Genomic DNA, 17,447 nt, shown 5'->3' on the forward strand with positions numbered 1-17,447 from the left:
TGTAGTCGAAAGTTTCCGTTTTATTACAAAGTTTTTCGAAATGCTCTTATTTTGACAACAGCCGCATCGCCTCTTCCAGGCCCTTGAGTGTCAGCGGATACATGCGCATCGACACCAGTTGCTGCATCACCGAAATGCTCTGGCGGTATTGCCACACGCCTTGCGGTTCGGGGTTGATCCAGGCGAACTTGGGGAAGGCATGGGTCAGCCGCTGGATCCATTCCGCACCGGCTTCCTCGTTGTTGTATTCGACGCTGCCGCCCGGCTGCAGGATCTCGTAGGGGCTCATGGTCGCGTCGCCCACGAAGATCAGTTTGTAGTCCTTGTTGTACTTGCGCAGGATGTCGAAGGTCGCGAACTTCTCGGAGAAGCGGCGCTTGTTGTTCTTCCACATGAAGTCGTAGACGCAGTTGTGGAAGTAATAGAACTCCAGGTGCTTGAACTCCGTTTTGACGGCCGAGAACAACTCCTCGACGCGCTGGATGTGTTCGTCCATCGTGCCGCCGACGTCCATCAGCAGCAGTACCTTGACGTTGTTGTGACGCTCGGGCCGCATCTTGATGTCGAGGTAGCCCGCGTTCGCCGCGGTCTTGCTGATGGTTTCATCGAGGTCGAGCTCTTCCTCGTGGCCTTCGCGGGCGAACTTGCGCAGGCGCCTCAGCGCCACCTTGATGTTGCGCGTGCCCAGCTCCTGCGAGTCGTCGTAGTCCTTGTAGGCGCGCTGGTCCCACACCTTCACTGCGCTCTTGTTCTTGCCCGCGCCGCCGATGCGCACGCCCTGCGGGTTGTAGCCGCCGTTGCCGAAGGGAGAAGTGCCGCCGGTGCCGATCCACTTGTTGCCGCCTTCGTGGCGCTCTTTCTGTTCTTCGAAACGCTTCTTGAGGGTTTCCATGAGCTCGTCCCAGCCCATCTTTTCGATCTTGGCTTTTTCTTCGGCGGTGAACTCGCGTTCCATCGTCTTGCGAAGCCAGTCCAGCGGCATTTCCTTCGTGAAGTCGGCCAGCATGTCGACGCCCTTGAAGTAGGCGGCAAACGCGCGGTCGAACTTGTCGTAGTGCTTCTCGTCCTTCACCAGCGCCGTGCGGCTCAGGTAATAGAAATCATCGAGGCCGTAGGCGCCGTCCGAGTCGGGTCCGACCACATTGGCCTTGAGCGCCTCGAGCAGCATCAGGTATTCCTTGACCGATACCGGCAGCTTCGCCGAGCGCAAGGTGTAGAAAAAGTCGATCAGCATCGCGCATCACTCCCTGGGGGGTCGGGGCTTGTTCAGCAGATAAAGCAACTGGGCCTTGATTTCGGGCCACTCGCCGGCCGCGACGCTGTACATCACGGTGTCGCGAACGGTGCCGTCGCGCCGCAGCGCGTGGCCGCGAATCACGCCGTCCTTTTTTGCGCCGAGTCGTTCGATCGCGTTCTGCGAGGCGAAGTTGAAGTTGTCGGTGCGCCAGCCGACCACGTTGCACTGCAGCGTCTCGAAAGCGTGCGTCAGCAGGAGCAGCTTGCAGGTGGTGTTGATGTGGGTGCGCTGGCAGCGCTTGGCATACCAGGTCCAGCCGATCTCCACGCGCTTCACGGCCGGCACGATGTCGTGATAGCTCGTGCTGCCGAGCACCTCGCCTGTTGCCTGGTCGGTCACGGCGAACGCGAAGCGGCTCCCGGCTTCGCGCAATTGCATCGCGTGCTCGATGTAGGCGCGCGTGTCCCTGGGCTCCGGCACCGAGGTGACCCGCAGCGTCCAGAGCTCGCCGTCGGCGGCCGCCCCGCGCAGCCCGTCTTCGTGCGCCGGGCTGAGCGGCACCAACGCGATACCGCGCGACGACAAGGTGACAGGTTCGACAAAAGCCAACTTCAACTCCTCGGATTGCCGTATTTGCGCCGGTACCAGGCGCGTGCCAGCTGCAGTCCGGCGCCACCCCCCAGGCCGATCAGCAGAATGCCGAAAATCTCGCTGTTGCCGTAGCCTGCGCTCGCAAAGGCATCGAAGCCGAGCAGCAGGCCGATCCAGCGGCCGAGCAGCGCACCGGCCACGAACAGCACCGCCTGGGCGACACCCAGCAAGAGCAACTGACGCGTCGGGTGCGGCGCTGGCGTCATCGGTTGTTGCGCTGCATGAAGACGAGCTTCTCGAACAATGTCACGTCCTGTTCGTTCTTGAGCAGCGCGCCCACCAGCGGCGGCACCGCGACCTTGTCGTCCTTGCTCTGCAGCGCTTCGACTGGAATGTCCTCGGCCACCAGCAGCTTGAGCCAGTCGAGCAGTTCGGAGGTCGAAGGTTTCTTTTTCAGGCCCGGCAGGTTGCGCACGTCGTAGAAGGTCTTCATCGCGGCGGTGAGCAGTTCCTGCTTCAGGCCGGGGAAGTGCACGTCGACGATCTGCTTCATCGTGGCGGCGTCGGGGAACTTGATGTAGTGGAAGAAGCAGCGCCGCAGGAACGCGTCGGGCAGTTCCTTCTCGTTGTTCGACGTGATGAACACGACCGGTCGGTGCTTGGCGCGGATGAGCTCGCGCGTCTCGTAGCAATAGAACTCCATGCGGTCGATTTCGCGCAAGAGGTCGTTCGGGAACTCGATGTCGGCCTTGTCGATTTCGTCGATCAGCAAGGCGACGGGCTGGTCGGCGGTGAAGGCTTGCCACAGCACGCCCTTGACGATGTAGTTCTGGATGTCCTTGACGCGCTCGCCGCCGTCGACGTCGGACAGCTGCGAGTCGCGCAGCCGGCTCACCGCGTCGTATTCATACAGGCCCTGCTGTGCCTTGGTGGTCGACTTGATGTGCCATTGCAGCAAAGGCAGCTTCAATGCTTCGGCCACTTCCTCGGCCAACATGGTCTTGCCGGTGCCGGGTTCGCCCTTGACGAGCAGCGGTCGTTTGAGCGTGATGGCGGCGTTCACCGCGAGCATCAGGTCCTGCGTGGCAACGTAATTGTCAGAGCCCTGGAATTTCATGAATGAGGTGACGCGAAGCGCGATGAGAGGTGGATGAAAAGGCACATCCGATCGACATGGCGGAGCGTTTGGCACTCGCCGCAGAGGGCATCAGGATGCCCCCGCATATAATCGAATGTTGATGAGAAACCAGAAGTTCCACGAGATTGTGCGCGCAAAATGAACAAGTTGTTGACCACGATGTTTGCCCTCGCTGTCGCTTGCGTGACGGTCTCGGCCCAGGCCCAGAAGGTCGCAGGCAACGCCGAGAACGGTGCCAAGAAAGTGGCGATGTGCGTGGGCTGCCACGGCATCATCGGCTACCAGGCCAGCTTCCCCGAGGTCTACAAAGTGCCCAAGATTGCGGGCCAGAGCGCCACGTACATCACGGCCGCGCTCACAGCCTACAAGGGTGGCGACCGCAAGCACCCGACGATGCGCGCGATCGCCGATTCGCTCACCGAACAAGACATCGCCGACCTCTCCGCCTACTACAGCCAGCTCGGGCTGAAGGAAGGCGACGCACCGCCCGCCAGTGCCGCAAAGGCACCGAGCGAAAATGTCCAGGCGCTCATCTCGCGCGACAAGGACAACGCCTGTACCAAGTGCCACGGCGTCAACTTCAACACCCCGAACGACGGTACCGTGCCCAAGCTCGCGGGCCAGAACGCCGACTTCCTGTTCGTCGCCCTCAAGGCCTACAAGGCCGACACGCATCCGCTCACCGGCCGCTCGAACGGTGTGATGGGCGGCGTCGCCAAGAAGTACACCAACGCGGAGCTCAAAGACCTGTCGGGCTACATTGCCTCGCTGCCGGGCGAAGTGAAAACGGTGCCTGAGTCGCGCATTCATCGCGCTTCAGGCAATTGATTCGGACGGCGTTTCGCCGCAATGAAAAAGCCCGCGTCAGCGGGCTTTTTTGCGGGCGTGACGGGGTTGCCGATCAGACGTCGAAGAAGACCGTTTCTCCGGCGCCCTGCATGCGGATGTCGAAGCGGTAGCTCACGGCGCCACCTTGCGCAACACGTTCGGCGATGAGCGTGTTGCGGCGTTCGGCGGGCACGCTCGCCAGGACCGGGTCGCTGGCGTTGGCGTTTTGCTCGTCGCTGAAATACACACGCGTGAACGCGTGCAGCAACAGGCCGCGCATGAGCACGATCACGTTGATGTGCGGCGCCTCGCCGGGGGTTTCGGCGCCCGGCTTCACTGTGTGGAACACGAAGCGGTTCTGCGCATCGGTGCCGGTGCCCGTGCGACCGAAGGCGCGAAAGCCGAGGTTGTGCGCTTCTTCCACCGATTGCGGATAGCGGCCTGCGCCGTCGGGTTGGCTGATCTCGATCAGCGCATCGCCGATGACCTTGCCGTCGCCGTCGATCACGCGGCCTTCGAGCCGGATGCGCTCGCCGTTGGCGCCGTCGAGCGCGAGCACGCTGTCGAACGGCTGGTCGAAGTCGTAGCCGTATTGGGTGGCCGTGAGGCCGTAGGCGAAGTAAGGGCCGACAGTCTGCGACGGCGTCTGGCCGAAATTGGTTTCGAGCGAACTCATCATGGTGCGGGTGCTCCTTCTGTTCAGCGGGTTTCGAACGGCGTCTCGTCGGCACCGCGCAGCACGATGTCGAACTGGTAGCCCAGCGCATAGCCGTCTTCGGTGATGTCGAGGCTGAAGTCGGCGATGAGGCGGTTGCGCGTTTTCTCGGGCGTGCCGGTCACCATGGGGTCGTACTGCAACAGCGGGTCGCCGGGAAAATACATCTGCGTGACCAGGCGGCTCGCGAAGTGCGGGCCGAACAACGACAGGTGGATGTGCTGCGGACGCCAGGCGTTCGGGTGGTTGCCCCATGGGTACGCGCCCGGCTTGATCGTCAGGAAGCGGTAGCGGCCTTCGGCATCGGTGAGACAGCGCCCGGCGCCCAGGAAGTTCGGGTCGAGCGGCGCGTCGTGCTGGTCGACCTTGTGCACGTAGCGGCCCGAGGCATTGGCCTGCCAGAGCTCGACCAGCGTGTTCGCGACCGGGCGCTTGCGCTCGTTGAGCACCTGGCCGGTGAGGATCATGCGTTCGCCGAGCGGCTCGCCGTTCTTGCGGGCGTTGCGCGTGAGGTCGTGGTCGAGCTCGCCGATGCTGCCGTGGCCGTACACCGGCTGCTGCAGTTCGCCGAGCGTGGCCTTGAGCGGAACCAGCGGCTGCAGCGGGCCACGTTTCGCGGTCGATTTGTAGCCGGAATAAACGTATTCGGGGTGGCTGGCCCAGTCGCGTGGCGCGAGCGTGGCGAGCGGTGCCTGGATGGCAGTCGGCATGGCTTGTCTCCTGTGGATGTGGCGTCACTTTAGGCGGCAGCTTCGATGATGTAAATTGAAGATTCATCGAAATTACATAAGCATCGGTAATTGAAATCGCACCCCGATTCCTCGTTGGCTTTCGTGCGCAACGTACAGCTGCGGCACCTGCGCTGCTTCGTCGCTGTCGCGCAGGAGCGTCACCTCGCGCGCGCGGCTGTGCGGCTGGCGCTGAGCCAGCCTGCGGTTTCCAAGACCCTGGCGGAACTCGAAGCCATGGCCGGCACGCGCCTCGTCGAGCGCGGCACCGCGGGCCGGCGCGGCGTGCAGGGCTTGAGCGCGGCGGGCGAGCAACTGCTCGCTCATGCGTTGCGCGTGCTGGAGGCGCTGGAGGCCAGCGCGCAGTCTCTGGCGCCCTCATCTGGCGAGCGCCTGGAGCGGCTGCGCATCGGCGCGCTGCCCAGCGTCGCGCCGGCGCTGCTGCCGCAGGCGCTCACGGAGTTTCGCGAGCGCTGGCCCCACGTGCAGGTGATCGTCAAGAGTGCGGCCAATGCGTCGTTGCTCGACGAGTTGCGCGCCGGTGAACTCGACCTCGTCGTTGGCCGCATGAGCGAGCCGGGGCTGATGGCCGGGCTGAGCTTCGAGTTGCTGCTTGCCGAACCGCTGGTGTTCGCCGCGCGCGCCGGTCACCCGCTGGCGCGGCGCGGCGCATCGGTACAGGGTGTGCTGGGCTGTCCGCTCGTGATCTACGGCGAGGGCACGATCCCGCGCCACAACACCGAGAGCTTCCTGTCGGCGCTCGGACTGGCGTTGCCGGCGAACACGTTGCAGACGCTCGACGTGTCCGTGGCGCGCGCGCTGGTCCTGCTCTCGGAGGCGATCTGGATCACGCCGCTCGGTGCTGCGCGCGCCGATCTGGAAGAAGGTCGACTGGTGCGCTTGCCGATCAAGACGGCCGGCACCGAAGAGCCGGTCGGTCTTTTGCTGCGCAGCGACGCGGAACCATCGGCCCTGCGCAGTGCGATGGCGGCACTGCTGCGCGTGGGTGCAAAGCGGCAAAGTGCGTTGCCGCGCCGGCGTCAGTCGCGCGTCGCGCGGCGCTGAACGCAGTCCACGTAGGCCTCGCCGTCGGGCGGGCGACCGGCGCGCTGCGCTTCCCACATCATCCGGCCGAGGCACTCCATGGCTTCGTGGTGCGCATTCAGCAGCGAGTCGCGGCGCGCGGTCAGCAACTCGACCGCCTGGCGGATGCCGCGCGGCTGATCGATGGAACACTGCTCGCTGATCGACAGATGCATCGAGAGGTGCAGGAACGGGTTCTCGCGGCCGTCCTTGCCGTCGTAGACGCGCGCCACGGCGGCGTCTGCATCGGCGAGGTCGGCGTGGTATTCAGGATGCTGGTCGATCCAGCCGGCCGCGATGGTTTCGAGCGCCTCCATCGGCAGGCCCTGGCGCTGCTTTTGGTAGACGTCACAGAAAAAGCGGCGGACTTGTTCCGGGGTGGGATTGAACATGGTCGCAAGGCTAGCATTGCGGCAAAGGAGACGCTCATGAAGACCATCAAGGGACCGGCCATTTTCCTGGCCCAGTTTCTCGGCGACACCGCGCCGTTCGACACGCTCGATTCACTCGGCCGCTGGGCCGCAGGCCTCGGCTACAAGGGTGTGCAGCTGCCGACCGATCCGCGCCTGGTCGACCTGCAGAAAGCCGCCGAGAGCCAGACCTATTGCGACGAGCTCAAGGGCACGCTGGCGCAGCACGGCGTGGAGATCACCGAGCTGTCGACGCATCTGCAGGGCCAGCTGGTGGCGGTGCATCCGGCCTACGACGACGCGTTCGACGCCTTCGCGGCGCCCGAAGTGCGCGGCAACCCGGCGGCGCGCCAGGCGTGGGCGGTGCAGCAGCTGATGTATGCGGCGAAAGCGTCGGAGCGCCTCGGCCTCACGGCGCACGCCACCTTCTCGGGCGCGCTGGCCTGGCCGTATCTGTATTCGTGGCCGCCGCGGCCGCCCCGGCTCATCGAGGACGCGTTCGACGAACTCGGGCGCCGCTGGCTGCCCATCCTCAATGCCTTCGACGATGCCGGTGTCGACGTCGCGTACGAGATCCATCCGGGCGAAGACCTGCACGATGGCGTGACCTACGAGATGTTCCTCGAACGCGTCGGCCACCATCCGCGCGCCTGCCTGCTCTACGACCCGAGCCACTTCGTGCTGCAGCAGCTCGACTACCTGGCCTACATCGACCACTACCACTCGCGCATCAAGATCTTTCATGTGAAGGACGCCGAGTTCAATCCGACCGGCAAGCAGGGTGTGTATGGCGGCTTCCAAAGCTGGATCAACCGGGCCGGGCGTTTCCGCTCGCTGGGTGACGGGCAGGTCGACTTCAAGGCCATCTTTTCGAAGATGGCGCAGTACGACTTTCCGGGCTGGGCGGTGCTGGAGTGGGAGTGCTGCATCAAGCATCCCGAAGACGGCGCGCGCGAAGGCGCGGTCTTCATCGCCGACCACATCATCCGCGTGGCCGACCGGGCTTTCGACGACTTCGCGGCGGGGGATGCGGGCAACAGCGTCAACCGCAAGATCCTCGGGCTCGACTGAGCCTCGGCGTCATCGGCTGGTCAGAGCAGGCCGGAGATTTTTTGCGCCGCATCGCGCAGCGCCGGCAGCATCGTCTCCTGCATCACCTTGGCGCTCGTGCGGTTCGCCTGGCCGCTGATGTTGAGCGCCGCGACCATGCGGCCGCTGCGGTTGACGATGGGCGCCGCAATGGAAACGAGGCCTTCTTCCAACTCCTGGTTGACCAGGCACCAGCGCTGCTTGCGTGCCTGCGACACCTTGGCGACGAGCGCTTCGATGTCGAACACCGTGTGTTTGGTGAGCGCCTCCGGTGCCGAGGCTTCGAGGCGGGCTCGCAGCGCGCTGTCGTCCAGTTCGGACAGCAGCAGCCGGCCCATCGAGGTGCACCAGGCCGGCAGCCGCGAGCCGACGCCCAGGCTGATGCTCATGATCTTGTGCGTGGGCACGCGCAGCACGTAGACGATGTCGGTCGCGTCGAGCACGGCCGCCGAGCACGACTCCTGCACCGCCTGCACCAGGGCTTCCATCACCGGCTCGGCGCGGTTCCAGATCGGCATGGACGAGAGGTAGGCGAAGCCGAGGTCGAGAATGCGCGGCGTCAGGCTGAAGAGCTTGCCGTCGGTCTCCACATAGCCCAGCGTTTGCAGCGTGAGCAAGATGCGGCGGGCGCCGGCCCGCGTGAGCCCACTGGCGGCGGCCACTTCGCTGAGCGTCTGGCGCGGTGCCTTCGCGCTGAACGAGCGGATGACTTCCAGGCCGCGCGCGAACGACTGCACGTAGCTGTCGCCGGGGCGCGGATTTGCGGCTTTTTCGAGGGCGCTTGCCATGGTGTGTGCGATCTCCTAAAATTCATTATAAGAACAAACGTTCGTTATGCGAACAAATCCAGCGAACAAAATATCGGCGCGTTTGCTTGGTGATTTCCCTCAATGCAACAGGAGACAAACTCACATGATCGACAAGATCGCCCACTCCGTCGCCGAGGCGATGGCGAACATCAAGGACGGTTCAACGGTCCTCATCGGCGGCTTCGGCACCGCCGGCATTCCCAACGAGCTGATCGACGGACTGATCGCACAGGGCGCGAAAGACCTCACCGTGGTCAACAACAACGCGGGCAATGCCGAAGTGGGTTTGGCCGCGCTGCTCAAGGCCGGCCGCGTGCGCAAGATCATCTGCAGCTTCCCGCGCCAGGCCGACAGCCACGTATTCGACGGCCTTTACCGCGCCGGCAAGCTCGAACTGGAACTGGTTCCGCAAGGTAACCTGGCCGAGCGCATCCGCGCGGCGGGCGCCGGCATCGGCGGATTCTTCTGCCCGACCGGCTACGGCACGCAACTCTCCGGCGACCGCGAAACGCGCGTCATCGACGGCGTGCACTACGTGCTCGAGTACCCGATCCACGGCGACGTGGCGCTCATCAAGGCGGAGCGCGGCGACCGCTGGGGCAACCTGGTCTACCGCAAGGCCGCGCGCAACTTCGGCCCGGTGATGGCCATGGCCGCGAAGCAGACCATCGCGACCGTGCACGAGATCGCCGAGCTCGGGACGCTCGACCCCGAAACCATCGTGACGCCGGGCATCTTCGTGCAACAGATCGTCAGGATCGACCGCGTCGCCACCCAGGCCGGCGGCTTCAAGAAGGCAGCATGACCATGATCTCCACCCCAACCCATGCCGCCACTTATCAGCGGCGCACCAAGGACCAGCTCGCCGCGCGGGTGGCACAGGACATCTTCGACGGCGCCGTCGTCAACCTCGGCATCGGCCAGCCGACGCTCGTCGCCAACCATCTGCCCGCGGGCCGCGAAGTGATTTTGCAGAGCGAGAACGGCATCCTCGGCATGGGTCCGGCGCCCGCCGCCGGCGAAGAAGATTACGACCTCATCAACGCCGGCAAGCAGCCCGTCACGCTGCTGCCGGGCGGCTCGTTCTTCCACCATGCCGACAGCTTCGCGATGATGCGCGGCGGCCACCTCGACATCTGCGTGCTCGGCGCGTTCCAGGTGTCGGCCACCGGCGACCTGGCCAACTGGCACACCGGCGAGAAGGACGCGATTCCCGCCGTCGGCGGTGCCATGGACCTCGCCATCGGCGCCAAGCAGACCTGGGTCATGATGGATTTGCTGACCAAGCAGGGCGTGAGCAAGCTCGTCGAGCAGTGCACCTATCCGCTGACCGGCATCGCGTGCGTGAAGCGGGTGTATTCCGATCTCGCCACACTCGAATGCACACCGCTGGGCCTCAAGCTGATCGACAAGGTCGACGGCCTCGAACACGCCGAACTCGAAAAGCTGGTCGGCCTGCCGATCGCCACCTGAACACCCTTCACGAGAGACACCACATGACGAATCAAGCTTTCATTTGCGACGCCATCCGCACGCCCTTCGGCCGCTACGGCGGCGCCCTCAGCAGCGTACGCACCGACGACCTCGGCGCGGTGCCGTTGCGCGCCTTGATGGAACGCAACCCCAACGTCGACTGGCAGGCCGTGGGCGACGTCATCTATGGCTGCGCCAACCAGGCCGGCGAAGACAACCGCAACGTCGCGCGCATGTCGGCGCTGCTGGCCGGCCTGCCGCTCGAACTGGGCGGCGCGACCCTCAATCGCCTGTGCGGCTCGGGGCTCGATGCAGTGGGCACGGCGGCGCGCGCGATCAAGGCCGGCGAGGCCGGCCTGATGATCGCCGGCGGCGTCGAGAGCATGAGCCGGGCCCCCTTCGTGATGCCCAAGGCCGAGAGCGCGTTCAGCCGCGCCAATGCGGTTTACGACACCACCATCGGCTGGCGCTTCGTCAACAAGAAGATGAAGGAACTCTACGGCGTCGACTCGATGCCCGAGACCGCCGAGAACGTCGCGACCGACTACAAGATCGAGCGCGAAGCGCAAGACCGCATGGCGCTCGCGTCGCAGCAGCGCGCGGTCGCGTCGCAGAAGTCCGGCTTCTTCGACGCCGAGATCGTGCCGGTGCATGTGCCGCAGAAGAAGGGCGACGCGATCGTCGTCAACAAGGACGAGCACCCGCGCGAGACCAGCATGGAGTCGCTGGCCAAGCTCAAGGGCGTGGTGCGGCCCGACGGCACGGTCACGGCCGGCAATGCCAGCGGCGTGAACGACGGCGCCTGCGCGCTGCTGCTGGCCGATGAAGCCAGCGCCACCAAGTACGGCCTGACGCCGCGTGCACGCGTGGTGGGCATGGCCACGGCGGGCGTGGCGCCGCGCGTGATGGGCATCGGCCCGGCGCCGGCCACGCAAAAAGTGCTGGCGCTCACCGGCCTCACGATCGACCAGATGGACGTGATCGAACTCAACGAAGCCTTCGCGGCGCAAGGCCTCGCGGTGCTGCGTTTGCTGGGCCTGAAAGACGACGACGCGCGCGTCAACATCAACGGCGGCGCCATCGCTTTGGGCCACCCGCTGGGCGCCAGCGGCGCGCGGCTGGCCACCACCGCGGTGAACCAGCTGCACAAGCAGGGCGGTCGCTATGCGCTGTGCACGATGTGCATCGGCGTGGGGCAGGGCATCGCCGTGATCCTCGAACGCGTCTGAGACCTGCCATGACCCATCCCTTCACCGACACCCCCAGCCTCTGCGGACCGCTGCGCAAGCCGCACCAGATGCTCGCGCATCAGAAGTACGACGGCCACAAGTCCATCCACGACGACGCGATGGCCGAAGGCCTCGGCCTGCGCGCCGGCCCGATCGAGGGGCCGACGCACTTCAGCCAGTTCGATCCGCTCCTGTTCCAGGTCTTCGGGCAGGCCTGGTTCGAGACCGGCTGCATCAGCGCGCATTACCAGAACATGGTGGTCGAGGGCGAAGAGGTGCGTGCCTTCGTGCTGCCGCCGACGCGCCCGGACGACCGCTTCGTGCGCATCCATGCCGAGAAGCGCGACGGCACACCGGTGCTCACCGGCAGCGCGTCGATCGGCAATGCCGAAGGCCTGCCGCACGAGATCCAGTTGCGCATGGCCAAACTGCGCCCTGCGACGGGGCTTGTGATCAACCGCGACCTGAAGGTCGGGCAGCGCGGCGCCGCGGTCGAAAAAATCCGCATGGGCTTCGACCAGCACATGGGCGACCACTATCCATTCACGCTGGCCGACAAGCTGAAGGTCATCACCGAGCCCTGCGCCTGGTACACGAAAGAAGAGGGTGCGAAGTCGCCGTGGGGCCGCGCGATCATCCCGATGGAAATGATCAGCGTGCTGCTCGGCAGCACCAGCCCCGAAGCCGGGCTCAGTGGGCGCAAACCGGCGGTCGGCCTGTTCGCCGGGCAGGAGATCCGTTTGCTGAAGGGACCGCTGTTCGTCGACCAGGACTACGAGCTCGAACGCGAGATCGTCGCGCTCAGCGAGAGCGCTCGCACGGAATCGGTGTGGATCCGCACGCGTGTCTACGAAGCGGGTTCGCGCGCGTTGGTGGCGGAGATGATCCTCAACGGCGCGGTGATGAAGGCCTCTTATGCGGCCTACGAGGCTGAGGCGAAGCAGCTGGGCCTGAGCTGACCGGCCGTCGATCGGCCGGTCAGGGGTTCAGGCTCAGGCTCAGGCCGCGGCGCTTTCGAGCGCCGCGTTGAACGTGGCGCTCGGCCGCATGATGGCTTCGGTCTTGGCGACGTCGGGCTTGTAGTAGCCGCCGATGTCGACCGGCTTGCCCTGGATGGCGGTCAGCTCGTCGACGATCTTCTTCTCGTTGGCCCTGAGCGACTTGGCGAGCGGTGCGAAGTGCGCCTGCAGCGCCTTGTCGTCGGTCTGTGCCGCCAGCGCTTCGGCCCAGTACATCGCGAGGTAGAACTGGCTGCCGCGGTTGTCGAGCTGGCCGGTCTTGGGCGACGGGTTCTTGTTGTTGTCCAGGAGCTGGCCGGTGGCGGCGTCGAGCGTTTGCGCGAGCACCTTGGCCTTGGCGTTGCCGGTCTTGATGCCGAGGTCTTCGAGCGACACGGCCAGTGCCAGGAATTCGCCGAGCGAATCCCAGCGCAGGTGGTTCTCTTCGACCAGCTGCTGCACGTGCTTGGGCGCCGAGCCGCCGGCGCCGGTTTCGTACATGCCGCCGCCGGCCATCAACGGCACGATCGACAGCATCTTGGCGCTGGTGCCGAGTTCCATGATGGGGAACAGGTCGGTGAGGTAGTCGCGCAGGATGTTGCCGGTCACCGAGATGGTGTCCAAGCCGCGGGCCACGCGTTCCAGCGTGAAGCGCATCGCGCGCACCTGGCTCATGATTTCGATGTGCAGGCCGCTGGTGTCGTGGTCCTTCAGGTAGGTCTCGACCTTCTTGATCACTTCGGCTTCATGCGGGCGGTACGGGTCGAGCCAGAACACGGCCGGCATGCCGGAGTTGCGGGCCCGCGTGACGGCCAGCTTGACCCAGTCGCGGATCGGCGCGTCCTTGACCTGGCACATGCGCCAGATGTCGCCTTGTTCGACGTTCTGCGACAGCAGCACTTCACCGGTGGCGAGGTCGACGATGTTGGCGACGCCGGCTTCGGCGATCTCGAAGGTCTTGTCGTGCGAGCCGTACTCTTCGGCCTGCTGCGCCATCAGGCCCACGTTGGGCACGGTGCCCATCGTGCGCGGATCGAAGTTGCCGTGCCATTTGCAGAAGTTGATGATCTCCTGGTAGATGCGGGCGAAGGTCGATTCGGGCATCACGGCCTTCACGTCCTTCAGCCGGCCATCGGCGCCCCACATCATGCCGCCGTTGCGGATCATGGCGGGCATCGAGGCGTCCACGATGATGTCGTTGGGCGAATGGAAATTGGTGATGCCCTTGGCCGAGTCGACCATCGCCAGCTCGGGGCGGTTCGCGTGGCAGGCGTGCAGGTCTTTCAGCACTTCTTCGCGTGTGGACTGGGGCAGCGTGGCGACCTTCTCGTACAGGTTGGCCATGCCGTTGTTCACATTGACGCCCAGCTCGTCGAACAGCTTGCCGTGCTTGGCGAAAGCGTCCTTGTAGAAGATCTTCACGCAGTGGCCGAACACGATCGGGTGCGAGACCTTCATCATCGTGGCCTTGACGTGCAGCGAGAACATCACGCCCGTCTTGTAGGCGTCGTCGATTTCCTTCTCGTAGAACTCGAGGAGCGCCTTCTTGCTCATGAACATGCTGTCGATGATCTCGCCGGCCTTGAGCGACACCTTGGGCTTGAGCACCACGGTCTTGCCGCTGGCGGTGATCAGTTCCATCTTCACGTCGCGCGCAGCGTCGAGGGTGAGCGATTTTTCGCCGTGATAGAAGTCGCCGCTGTGCATGTGCGAGACGTGCGAGCGCGACGCCTGGCTCCACTCGGCCATCGAGTGCGGGTTCTTGCGCGCGTATTCCTTCACGGCCTTGGGTGCGCGGCGGTCGGAGTTGCCTTCGCGCAGCACCGGGTTGACCGCGCTGCCCACGCACTTCGCGTAGCGGGCGCGAATGGCTTTCTCTTCATCGGTCTTGGGCGACTCCGGAAAGTCGGGCACCGCGTAGCCCTTGCCTTGCAGTTCCTTGATGCAGGCCTGCAGCTGACCGACCGAGGCGCTGATGTTGGGCAGCTTGATGATGTTGGTGTCGGCCAGCAACGTGAGGCGGCCCAGCTCGGCCAGGTTGTCGGGCACCTTCTGGATGTCGGTCAGGTACTCGGGGAATTCGCCGAGCACACGCGCCGCCACGGAGATGTCGCTGCTGACGACGTCGATGTCTGCCGGCGCCGCGAAAGTCCTGATGATGGGCAGCAAGGAGGCGGTTGCCAGCAGCGGCGCCTCGTCCGTCAGGGTGTAGATGATCTTGGATTTTCCGGCAGCCATGGGTGACCTCTTGTGCAATGAACCCGCAACTTTAGCGCGTCGCTCTCAGCGTCGATGTTTTTTGGCCCATTTGGCAGGGGGTTTTGGTGGGATACCGAGCGCGGCGCGTGCGAGGGCGTCGGCCTCGCCGTTGCGATGACGCGGGATCCACTGCACCTCGGCGCGCTCGAAGCTGTGCAGCAGCGTGCGCGCTTCGTCGAAGAGCGCGGCCAGGCGCACGACCGGTTTCGCCGGCACGGCGGCGAGCTGCGCGACCAGCACGCTGTTGTCGCTGAACGCCCGCACGGCGGTCGCGCCCTGGGCGTTGAGCGCCTGCAGTGCCGCGATCAGTGCGCGCAGTTCGGCTTCGTTGTTGCAGCCGATGGCGTGCGTGGCGACGGAAAGCGTCTGGCGCGCGCCGTCCGGCGCGGTGATGACGGCGCCGAGGCCCATGCGTCCCGGATTGGGAACCGCGCTGCCGTCACAGAAGACGGTCCATTCGCCAGCGGCCGCCGGCGCGGGCGCGCTCATGGCCGCTGGGAAGCGCGCAGCAGCACGGCCAATTGCGCCAGTGCAGCCGCCGACGAGGGGGCGATGTCCACCGAACGGGTGAGCATCAGGTTGAGTCGTTGGCCCAGCCCCTCGACCATCGCGCCGCTCGCGATCTCGCGTGTGACGCCTTGGCTGTCGAGCGCGCACGGAATGGTGCGCCCGACCCGATCGGCATAACTGTCTTCGGCCACGCCGTAGGCCACGACGGGCTTGCCCAGCGCGCGCGCGAAGCCGACTTCGAACACGGTGCCGGAGTCGGGCTCGTGCCCGCGGAAATTCACCAGGTTGGCGATCACGCCGTCGGCCGAGCGGATCAGCGCGATGTTGCCGTCGTAGATGCGCTGCGCGAGCGCCTCGTCCGAGCCGGTGAATCCCTCTGCAAGACCGCCGTCCGACGGTTCGATGCCGGCCAGACCGAGCCGGTCGCACGTCGCGCGCAACCCGTCGAAAACCTGCCGGCTTTGGGGGAAGAAAACGTCGGGCCCGGCGAGGTAGATGCGAGGCCGCGAAAGGGTGGAGTTCATGAAAACGTGTGTCGCGCGGTGCTCGGGTTCGAAGTATAGAAGTCGGCTTTTCCGTCCTCCCGGCGATGGAGGTCGCTTGGCTTAGAACTTTGTGCCGCGTCCGGGCGCGTTTTGCGTGCCGGTGTTAGCCAAATGGCGAATAGAGCCCAACGCGCAGAAGTGTGAGACTGCGTTTCGTCCCAACCGCTGCCGGAAAACCGGCGGGAGCCCCTCATGCACGTTCTCTCGCAGACCGGATTCGTCGTCGCACTTCTGTGCGTCCTCAGCGTGGGGCTGTTCGTGGTGGTGGCGATGAGCCGTTACGCCAACCCGCTGGATGACGAGCTGGCGCACAGCATCCGCGAATCGGCGGTGCTGGTCGACAGCTGCGCGCACACGATCGACGGAAAACCGTTGGTGGAAAGCGCTTTCATGGAACTTGGCGCCGCACGACGGCAGCCACCTGCGCGTCGCCTTCACCTGACGCACCCGGCGTCTGGCGGGAGCGCAGCGACGCAACGCTGAGCGCAGCGCGGGCCCGATCTGGGCATGATGGCGGTCCACCCCGAACCCATCACGACCCGGAGACCCCATGTCCACATCCCATCTCATCCTGCTCACCGGCGCTTCACGCGGCATGGGGCGCGCCATGGCCGAGCAGTTGCTGCAGCCGGGCAATGTGCTGGTCTGCCTGTCGCGCCACAGCGTGGCGGAACTCTCGGCGGCCGCGAAGGCGCACGACGTGTCGCTCGAACAATGGGAAGCAGACCTCGCCGATCCGGTGCCGGTCGCGGCGCGCGTCGCCGAGTGGCTGGGCCAGCAGGATGCGCAAGCCTTCGACCATGCCACGCTCATCAACAACGCCGGCACCATCGGCGACCCGCGACCACTGGCCGCCGCCGATGCCGCTTCGCTGGCGCAGGCGATGCGCGTCGGACTCGAAGCGCCGTTGCTGCTCACCTCGGCGTTCCTGCGCGCCACCCGGGACTGGCGCGCCGCACGCAAGGTGCTGAACATTTCGTCGGGGCTCGGCCGCAACGCGATGGGGAGTCAGGCGTCGTACTGCGCGGCCAAGGCCGGCATGGACCATTTCTCGCGCGCCGTGGCGCTCGAGGAAGCGGCCGCGCAGAACGGTGCGCGCATCGTGTCGCTGGCGCCGGGCGTGATCGATACCGACATGCAGGTGCAGTTGCGTGCGACCGATCCGTCGCTGTTCCCGGACCGCACGCGCTTCGTCAACCTGCAGGCGCAGGGCCTGCTGGATTCGCCTGCGACCGCGGCCGGCAAGGTGCTGGCCTACCTGGCCCGGCCGGACTTCGGCAGCAACCCGGTGGCGGACGTTCGCGACGCTGCCTGAGCCGCGCCCGACGCGGTCACTGGTAGATTTTTTGCAGCAGGCGGATGAGTGACTCGCGCTCGCGCGCGCTCAGCCTGGCGCTGGCGTCGAGCTCCAGTTGCGTCACCGCTTGCTCGGCCTCGCGCACCAGCGTGTTGCCCGCTGGTGTGAGATGCAGGCCGACGGCACGACCGTCGTGCGGATGCGGGCGCCGTTCGATCAGGCCGCGGCTGTCCATCGACGCGATCAGGCTCACCAGGTTCGGCGGCAGCATGCCGAGCGTGCTGCACAGCTGGCGCGAGGTGGCGCCAGGGTTGTGCGCCAGCAGCGAGAGCACCGAAAAATCGACCTGCTTGAGCCCGTACGGCGCCATGCGCTCGGCGAACACCTCGCTGATCATCGAATAGGCCCGCCGCGCGTTGTAGCCGACCAGTTCTTCGAGCACCTGGCTGTCGAGCCGCTCCGACAAGGTCGGCGCTGCGGCGGGTTTTTTGCGGGAGGTGGCCATCGG

21 protein-coding genes are annotated in these 17,447 nt (G+C 65.5%); 9 read left to right on the forward strand and 12 right to left on the reverse strand.

The window, feature by feature from the left end:
• Window positions 1-46 precede the first annotated feature (46 nt).
• Genes AX767_RS13785 through AX767_RS13800 form a run of 4 tightly spaced genes read right to left on the reverse strand, consistent with a single transcriptional unit; the run spans window position 47 to window position 2,945 of the window.
• Window positions 47-1,234 carry a vWA domain-containing protein gene (locus AX767_RS13785; RefSeq protein ID WP_068631860.1) on the reverse strand — a complete coding sequence of 396 codons (1,188 nt, stop codon included), beginning with the start codon at window positions 1,232-1,234 and terminating at the stop codon, window positions 47-49.
• Window positions 1,235-1,240: 6 nt separating this feature from the next.
• Window positions 1,241-1,846, reverse strand: coding sequence for a GNAT family N-acetyltransferase (locus AX767_RS13790; protein WP_068631861.1), 606 nt, complete (start codon window positions 1,844-1,846; stop codon window positions 1,241-1,243).
• 2 nt (window positions 1,847-1,848) lie between these two features.
• Complete coding sequence (locus tag AX767_RS13795; RefSeq protein WP_068631862.1) at window positions 1,849-2,094, reverse strand: hypothetical protein; 246 nt, start codon at window positions 2,092-2,094, stop codon at window positions 1,849-1,851.
• A complete protein-coding gene (locus AX767_RS13800) occupies window positions 2,091-2,945 on the reverse strand; it encodes an AAA family ATPase (RefSeq protein WP_068631863.1) in 855 nt (284 codons plus the stop codon). The genes AX767_RS13795 and AX767_RS13800 overlap by 4 nt, the downstream gene beginning before the upstream one ends.
• 159 nt (window positions 2,946-3,104) lie before the next feature.
• On the opposite strand from AX767_RS13800, the gene AX767_RS13805 reads away from it, so the two are divergent.
• On the forward strand, window positions 3,105-3,794 hold the full coding sequence (locus tag AX767_RS13805) for a c-type cytochrome (RefSeq protein ID WP_068631864.1): 690 nt from the start codon (window positions 3,105-3,107) through the stop codon (window positions 3,792-3,794).
• A 73-nt stretch (window positions 3,795-3,867) separates the two neighbouring features.
• Here AX767_RS13805 and pcaG read toward each other — a convergent pair whose 3' ends face one another.
• Window positions 3,868-4,470 (reverse strand): protocatechuate 3,4-dioxygenase subunit alpha, encoded by a 603-nt coding sequence (pcaG, locus tag AX767_RS13810; protein WP_443082781.1) that lies wholly within the window; start codon window positions 4,468-4,470, stop codon window positions 3,868-3,870.
• Between the two features lie 23 nt (window positions 4,471-4,493).
• Complete coding sequence (gene pcaH / locus AX767_RS13815; RefSeq protein WP_068631866.1) at window positions 4,494-5,219, reverse strand: protocatechuate 3,4-dioxygenase subunit beta; 726 nt, start codon at window positions 5,217-5,219, stop codon at window positions 4,494-4,496.
• A gap of 90 nt (window positions 5,220-5,309) precedes the next feature.
• On the opposite strand from pcaH, the gene AX767_RS13820 reads away from it, so the two are divergent.
• Window positions 5,310-6,302, forward strand: a complete 993-nt coding sequence (locus AX767_RS13820; RefSeq protein WP_068631867.1) for a LysR substrate-binding domain-containing protein — start codon at window positions 5,310-5,312, stop codon at window positions 6,300-6,302.
• Here the strand turns inward: AX767_RS13820 and AX767_RS13825 are convergent.
• On the reverse strand, window positions 6,278-6,712 hold the full coding sequence (locus AX767_RS13825) for a DUF1841 family protein (protein ID WP_068631868.1): 435 nt from the start codon (window positions 6,710-6,712) through the stop codon (window positions 6,278-6,280). The two genes, AX767_RS13820 and AX767_RS13825, sit on opposite strands and share 25 nt — an antisense overlap.
• Before the next feature lie 36 nt (window positions 6,713-6,748).
• Here AX767_RS13825 and AX767_RS13830 point away from each other — a divergent pair, with 36 nt between their 5' ends.
• Window positions 6,749-7,801: a sugar phosphate isomerase/epimerase family protein gene (locus AX767_RS13830; RefSeq protein WP_068631869.1), complete on the forward strand. Its 1,053-nt coding sequence runs from the start codon at window positions 6,749-6,751 to the stop codon at window positions 7,799-7,801.
• A 20-nt stretch (window positions 7,802-7,821) separates the two neighbouring features.
• On the opposite strand, the gene AX767_RS13835 is transcribed toward AX767_RS13830, so the two are convergent.
• Entirely contained in the window at window positions 7,822-8,607 is a 786-nt protein-coding gene (locus AX767_RS13835) for an IclR family transcriptional regulator domain-containing protein (RefSeq protein WP_068631870.1), read from the reverse strand.
• Window positions 8,608-8,731: 124 nt separating this feature from the next.
• Between AX767_RS13835 and AX767_RS13840 the strand changes: the two genes are divergently transcribed.
• Genes AX767_RS13840 through AX767_RS13855 form a run of 4 tightly spaced genes read left to right on the forward strand, consistent with a single transcriptional unit; the run spans window position 8,732 to window position 12,289 of the window.
• On the forward strand, window positions 8,732-9,433 hold the full coding sequence (locus AX767_RS13840) for a 3-oxoacid CoA-transferase subunit A (RefSeq protein WP_068631871.1): 702 nt from the start codon (window positions 8,732-8,734) through the stop codon (window positions 9,431-9,433).
• A 2-nt stretch (window positions 9,434-9,435) separates the two neighbouring features.
• On the forward strand, window positions 9,436-10,101 hold the full coding sequence (locus AX767_RS13845) for a 3-oxoacid CoA-transferase subunit B (RefSeq protein WP_068633704.1): 666 nt from the start codon (window positions 9,436-9,438) through the stop codon (window positions 10,099-10,101).
• A gap of 23 nt (window positions 10,102-10,124) precedes the next feature.
• Window positions 10,125-11,330, forward strand: a complete 1,206-nt coding sequence (gene pcaF / locus AX767_RS13850; protein WP_068631872.1) for a 3-oxoadipyl-CoA thiolase — start codon at window positions 10,125-10,127, stop codon at window positions 11,328-11,330.
• Between the two features lie 8 nt (window positions 11,331-11,338).
• Window positions 11,339-12,289, forward strand: coding sequence for a hypothetical protein (locus AX767_RS13855; protein WP_068631873.1), 951 nt, complete (start codon window positions 11,339-11,341; stop codon window positions 12,287-12,289).
• Window positions 12,290-12,328: 39 nt separating this feature from the next.
• Here AX767_RS13855 and AX767_RS13860 read toward each other — a convergent pair whose 3' ends face one another.
• From AX767_RS13860 to AX767_RS13870, 3 genes are read right to left on the reverse strand one after another with little or no spacing between them, the layout of a single operon-like run.
• Window positions 12,329-14,566 (reverse strand): NADP-dependent isocitrate dehydrogenase, encoded by a 2,238-nt coding sequence (locus AX767_RS13860; protein ID WP_068631874.1) that lies wholly within the window; start codon window positions 14,564-14,566, stop codon window positions 12,329-12,331.
• A gap of 45 nt (window positions 14,567-14,611) precedes the next feature.
• Window positions 14,612-15,076 carry a ribonuclease HI family protein gene (locus AX767_RS13865; protein WP_068631875.1) on the reverse strand — a complete coding sequence of 155 codons (465 nt, stop codon included), beginning with the start codon at window positions 15,074-15,076 and terminating at the stop codon, window positions 14,612-14,614.
• Entirely contained in the window at window positions 15,073-15,621 is a 549-nt protein-coding gene (locus AX767_RS13870; RefSeq protein ID WP_068631876.1) for a nucleoside 2-deoxyribosyltransferase, read from the reverse strand. The genes AX767_RS13865 and AX767_RS13870 overlap by 4 nt, the downstream gene beginning before the upstream one ends.
• A 213-nt stretch (window positions 15,622-15,834) precedes the next feature.
• Here AX767_RS13870 and AX767_RS13875 point away from each other — a divergent pair, with 213 nt between their 5' ends.
• Window positions 15,835-16,125, forward strand: a complete 291-nt coding sequence (locus tag AX767_RS13875; RefSeq protein ID WP_068631877.1) for a hypothetical protein — start codon at window positions 15,835-15,837, stop codon at window positions 16,123-16,125.
• A 67-nt stretch (window positions 16,126-16,192) separates the two neighbouring features.
• Entirely contained in the window at window positions 16,193-16,957 is a 765-nt protein-coding gene (locus AX767_RS13880) for an SDR family NAD(P)-dependent oxidoreductase (RefSeq protein ID WP_068631878.1), read from the forward strand.
• Between the two features lie 16 nt (window positions 16,958-16,973).
• Here AX767_RS13880 and AX767_RS13885 read toward each other — a convergent pair whose 3' ends face one another.
• Window positions 16,974-17,444: a MarR family winged helix-turn-helix transcriptional regulator gene (locus AX767_RS13885; RefSeq protein ID WP_068631879.1), complete on the reverse strand. Its 471-nt coding sequence runs from the start codon at window positions 17,442-17,444 to the stop codon at window positions 16,974-16,976.
• Window positions 17,445-17,447 lie beyond the last annotated feature (3 nt).

This window comes from Variovorax sp. PAMC 28711 (assembly GCF_001577265.1).
Classification (GTDB): Bacteria; Pseudomonadota; Gammaproteobacteria; order Burkholderiales; family Burkholderiaceae_C; genus Variovorax.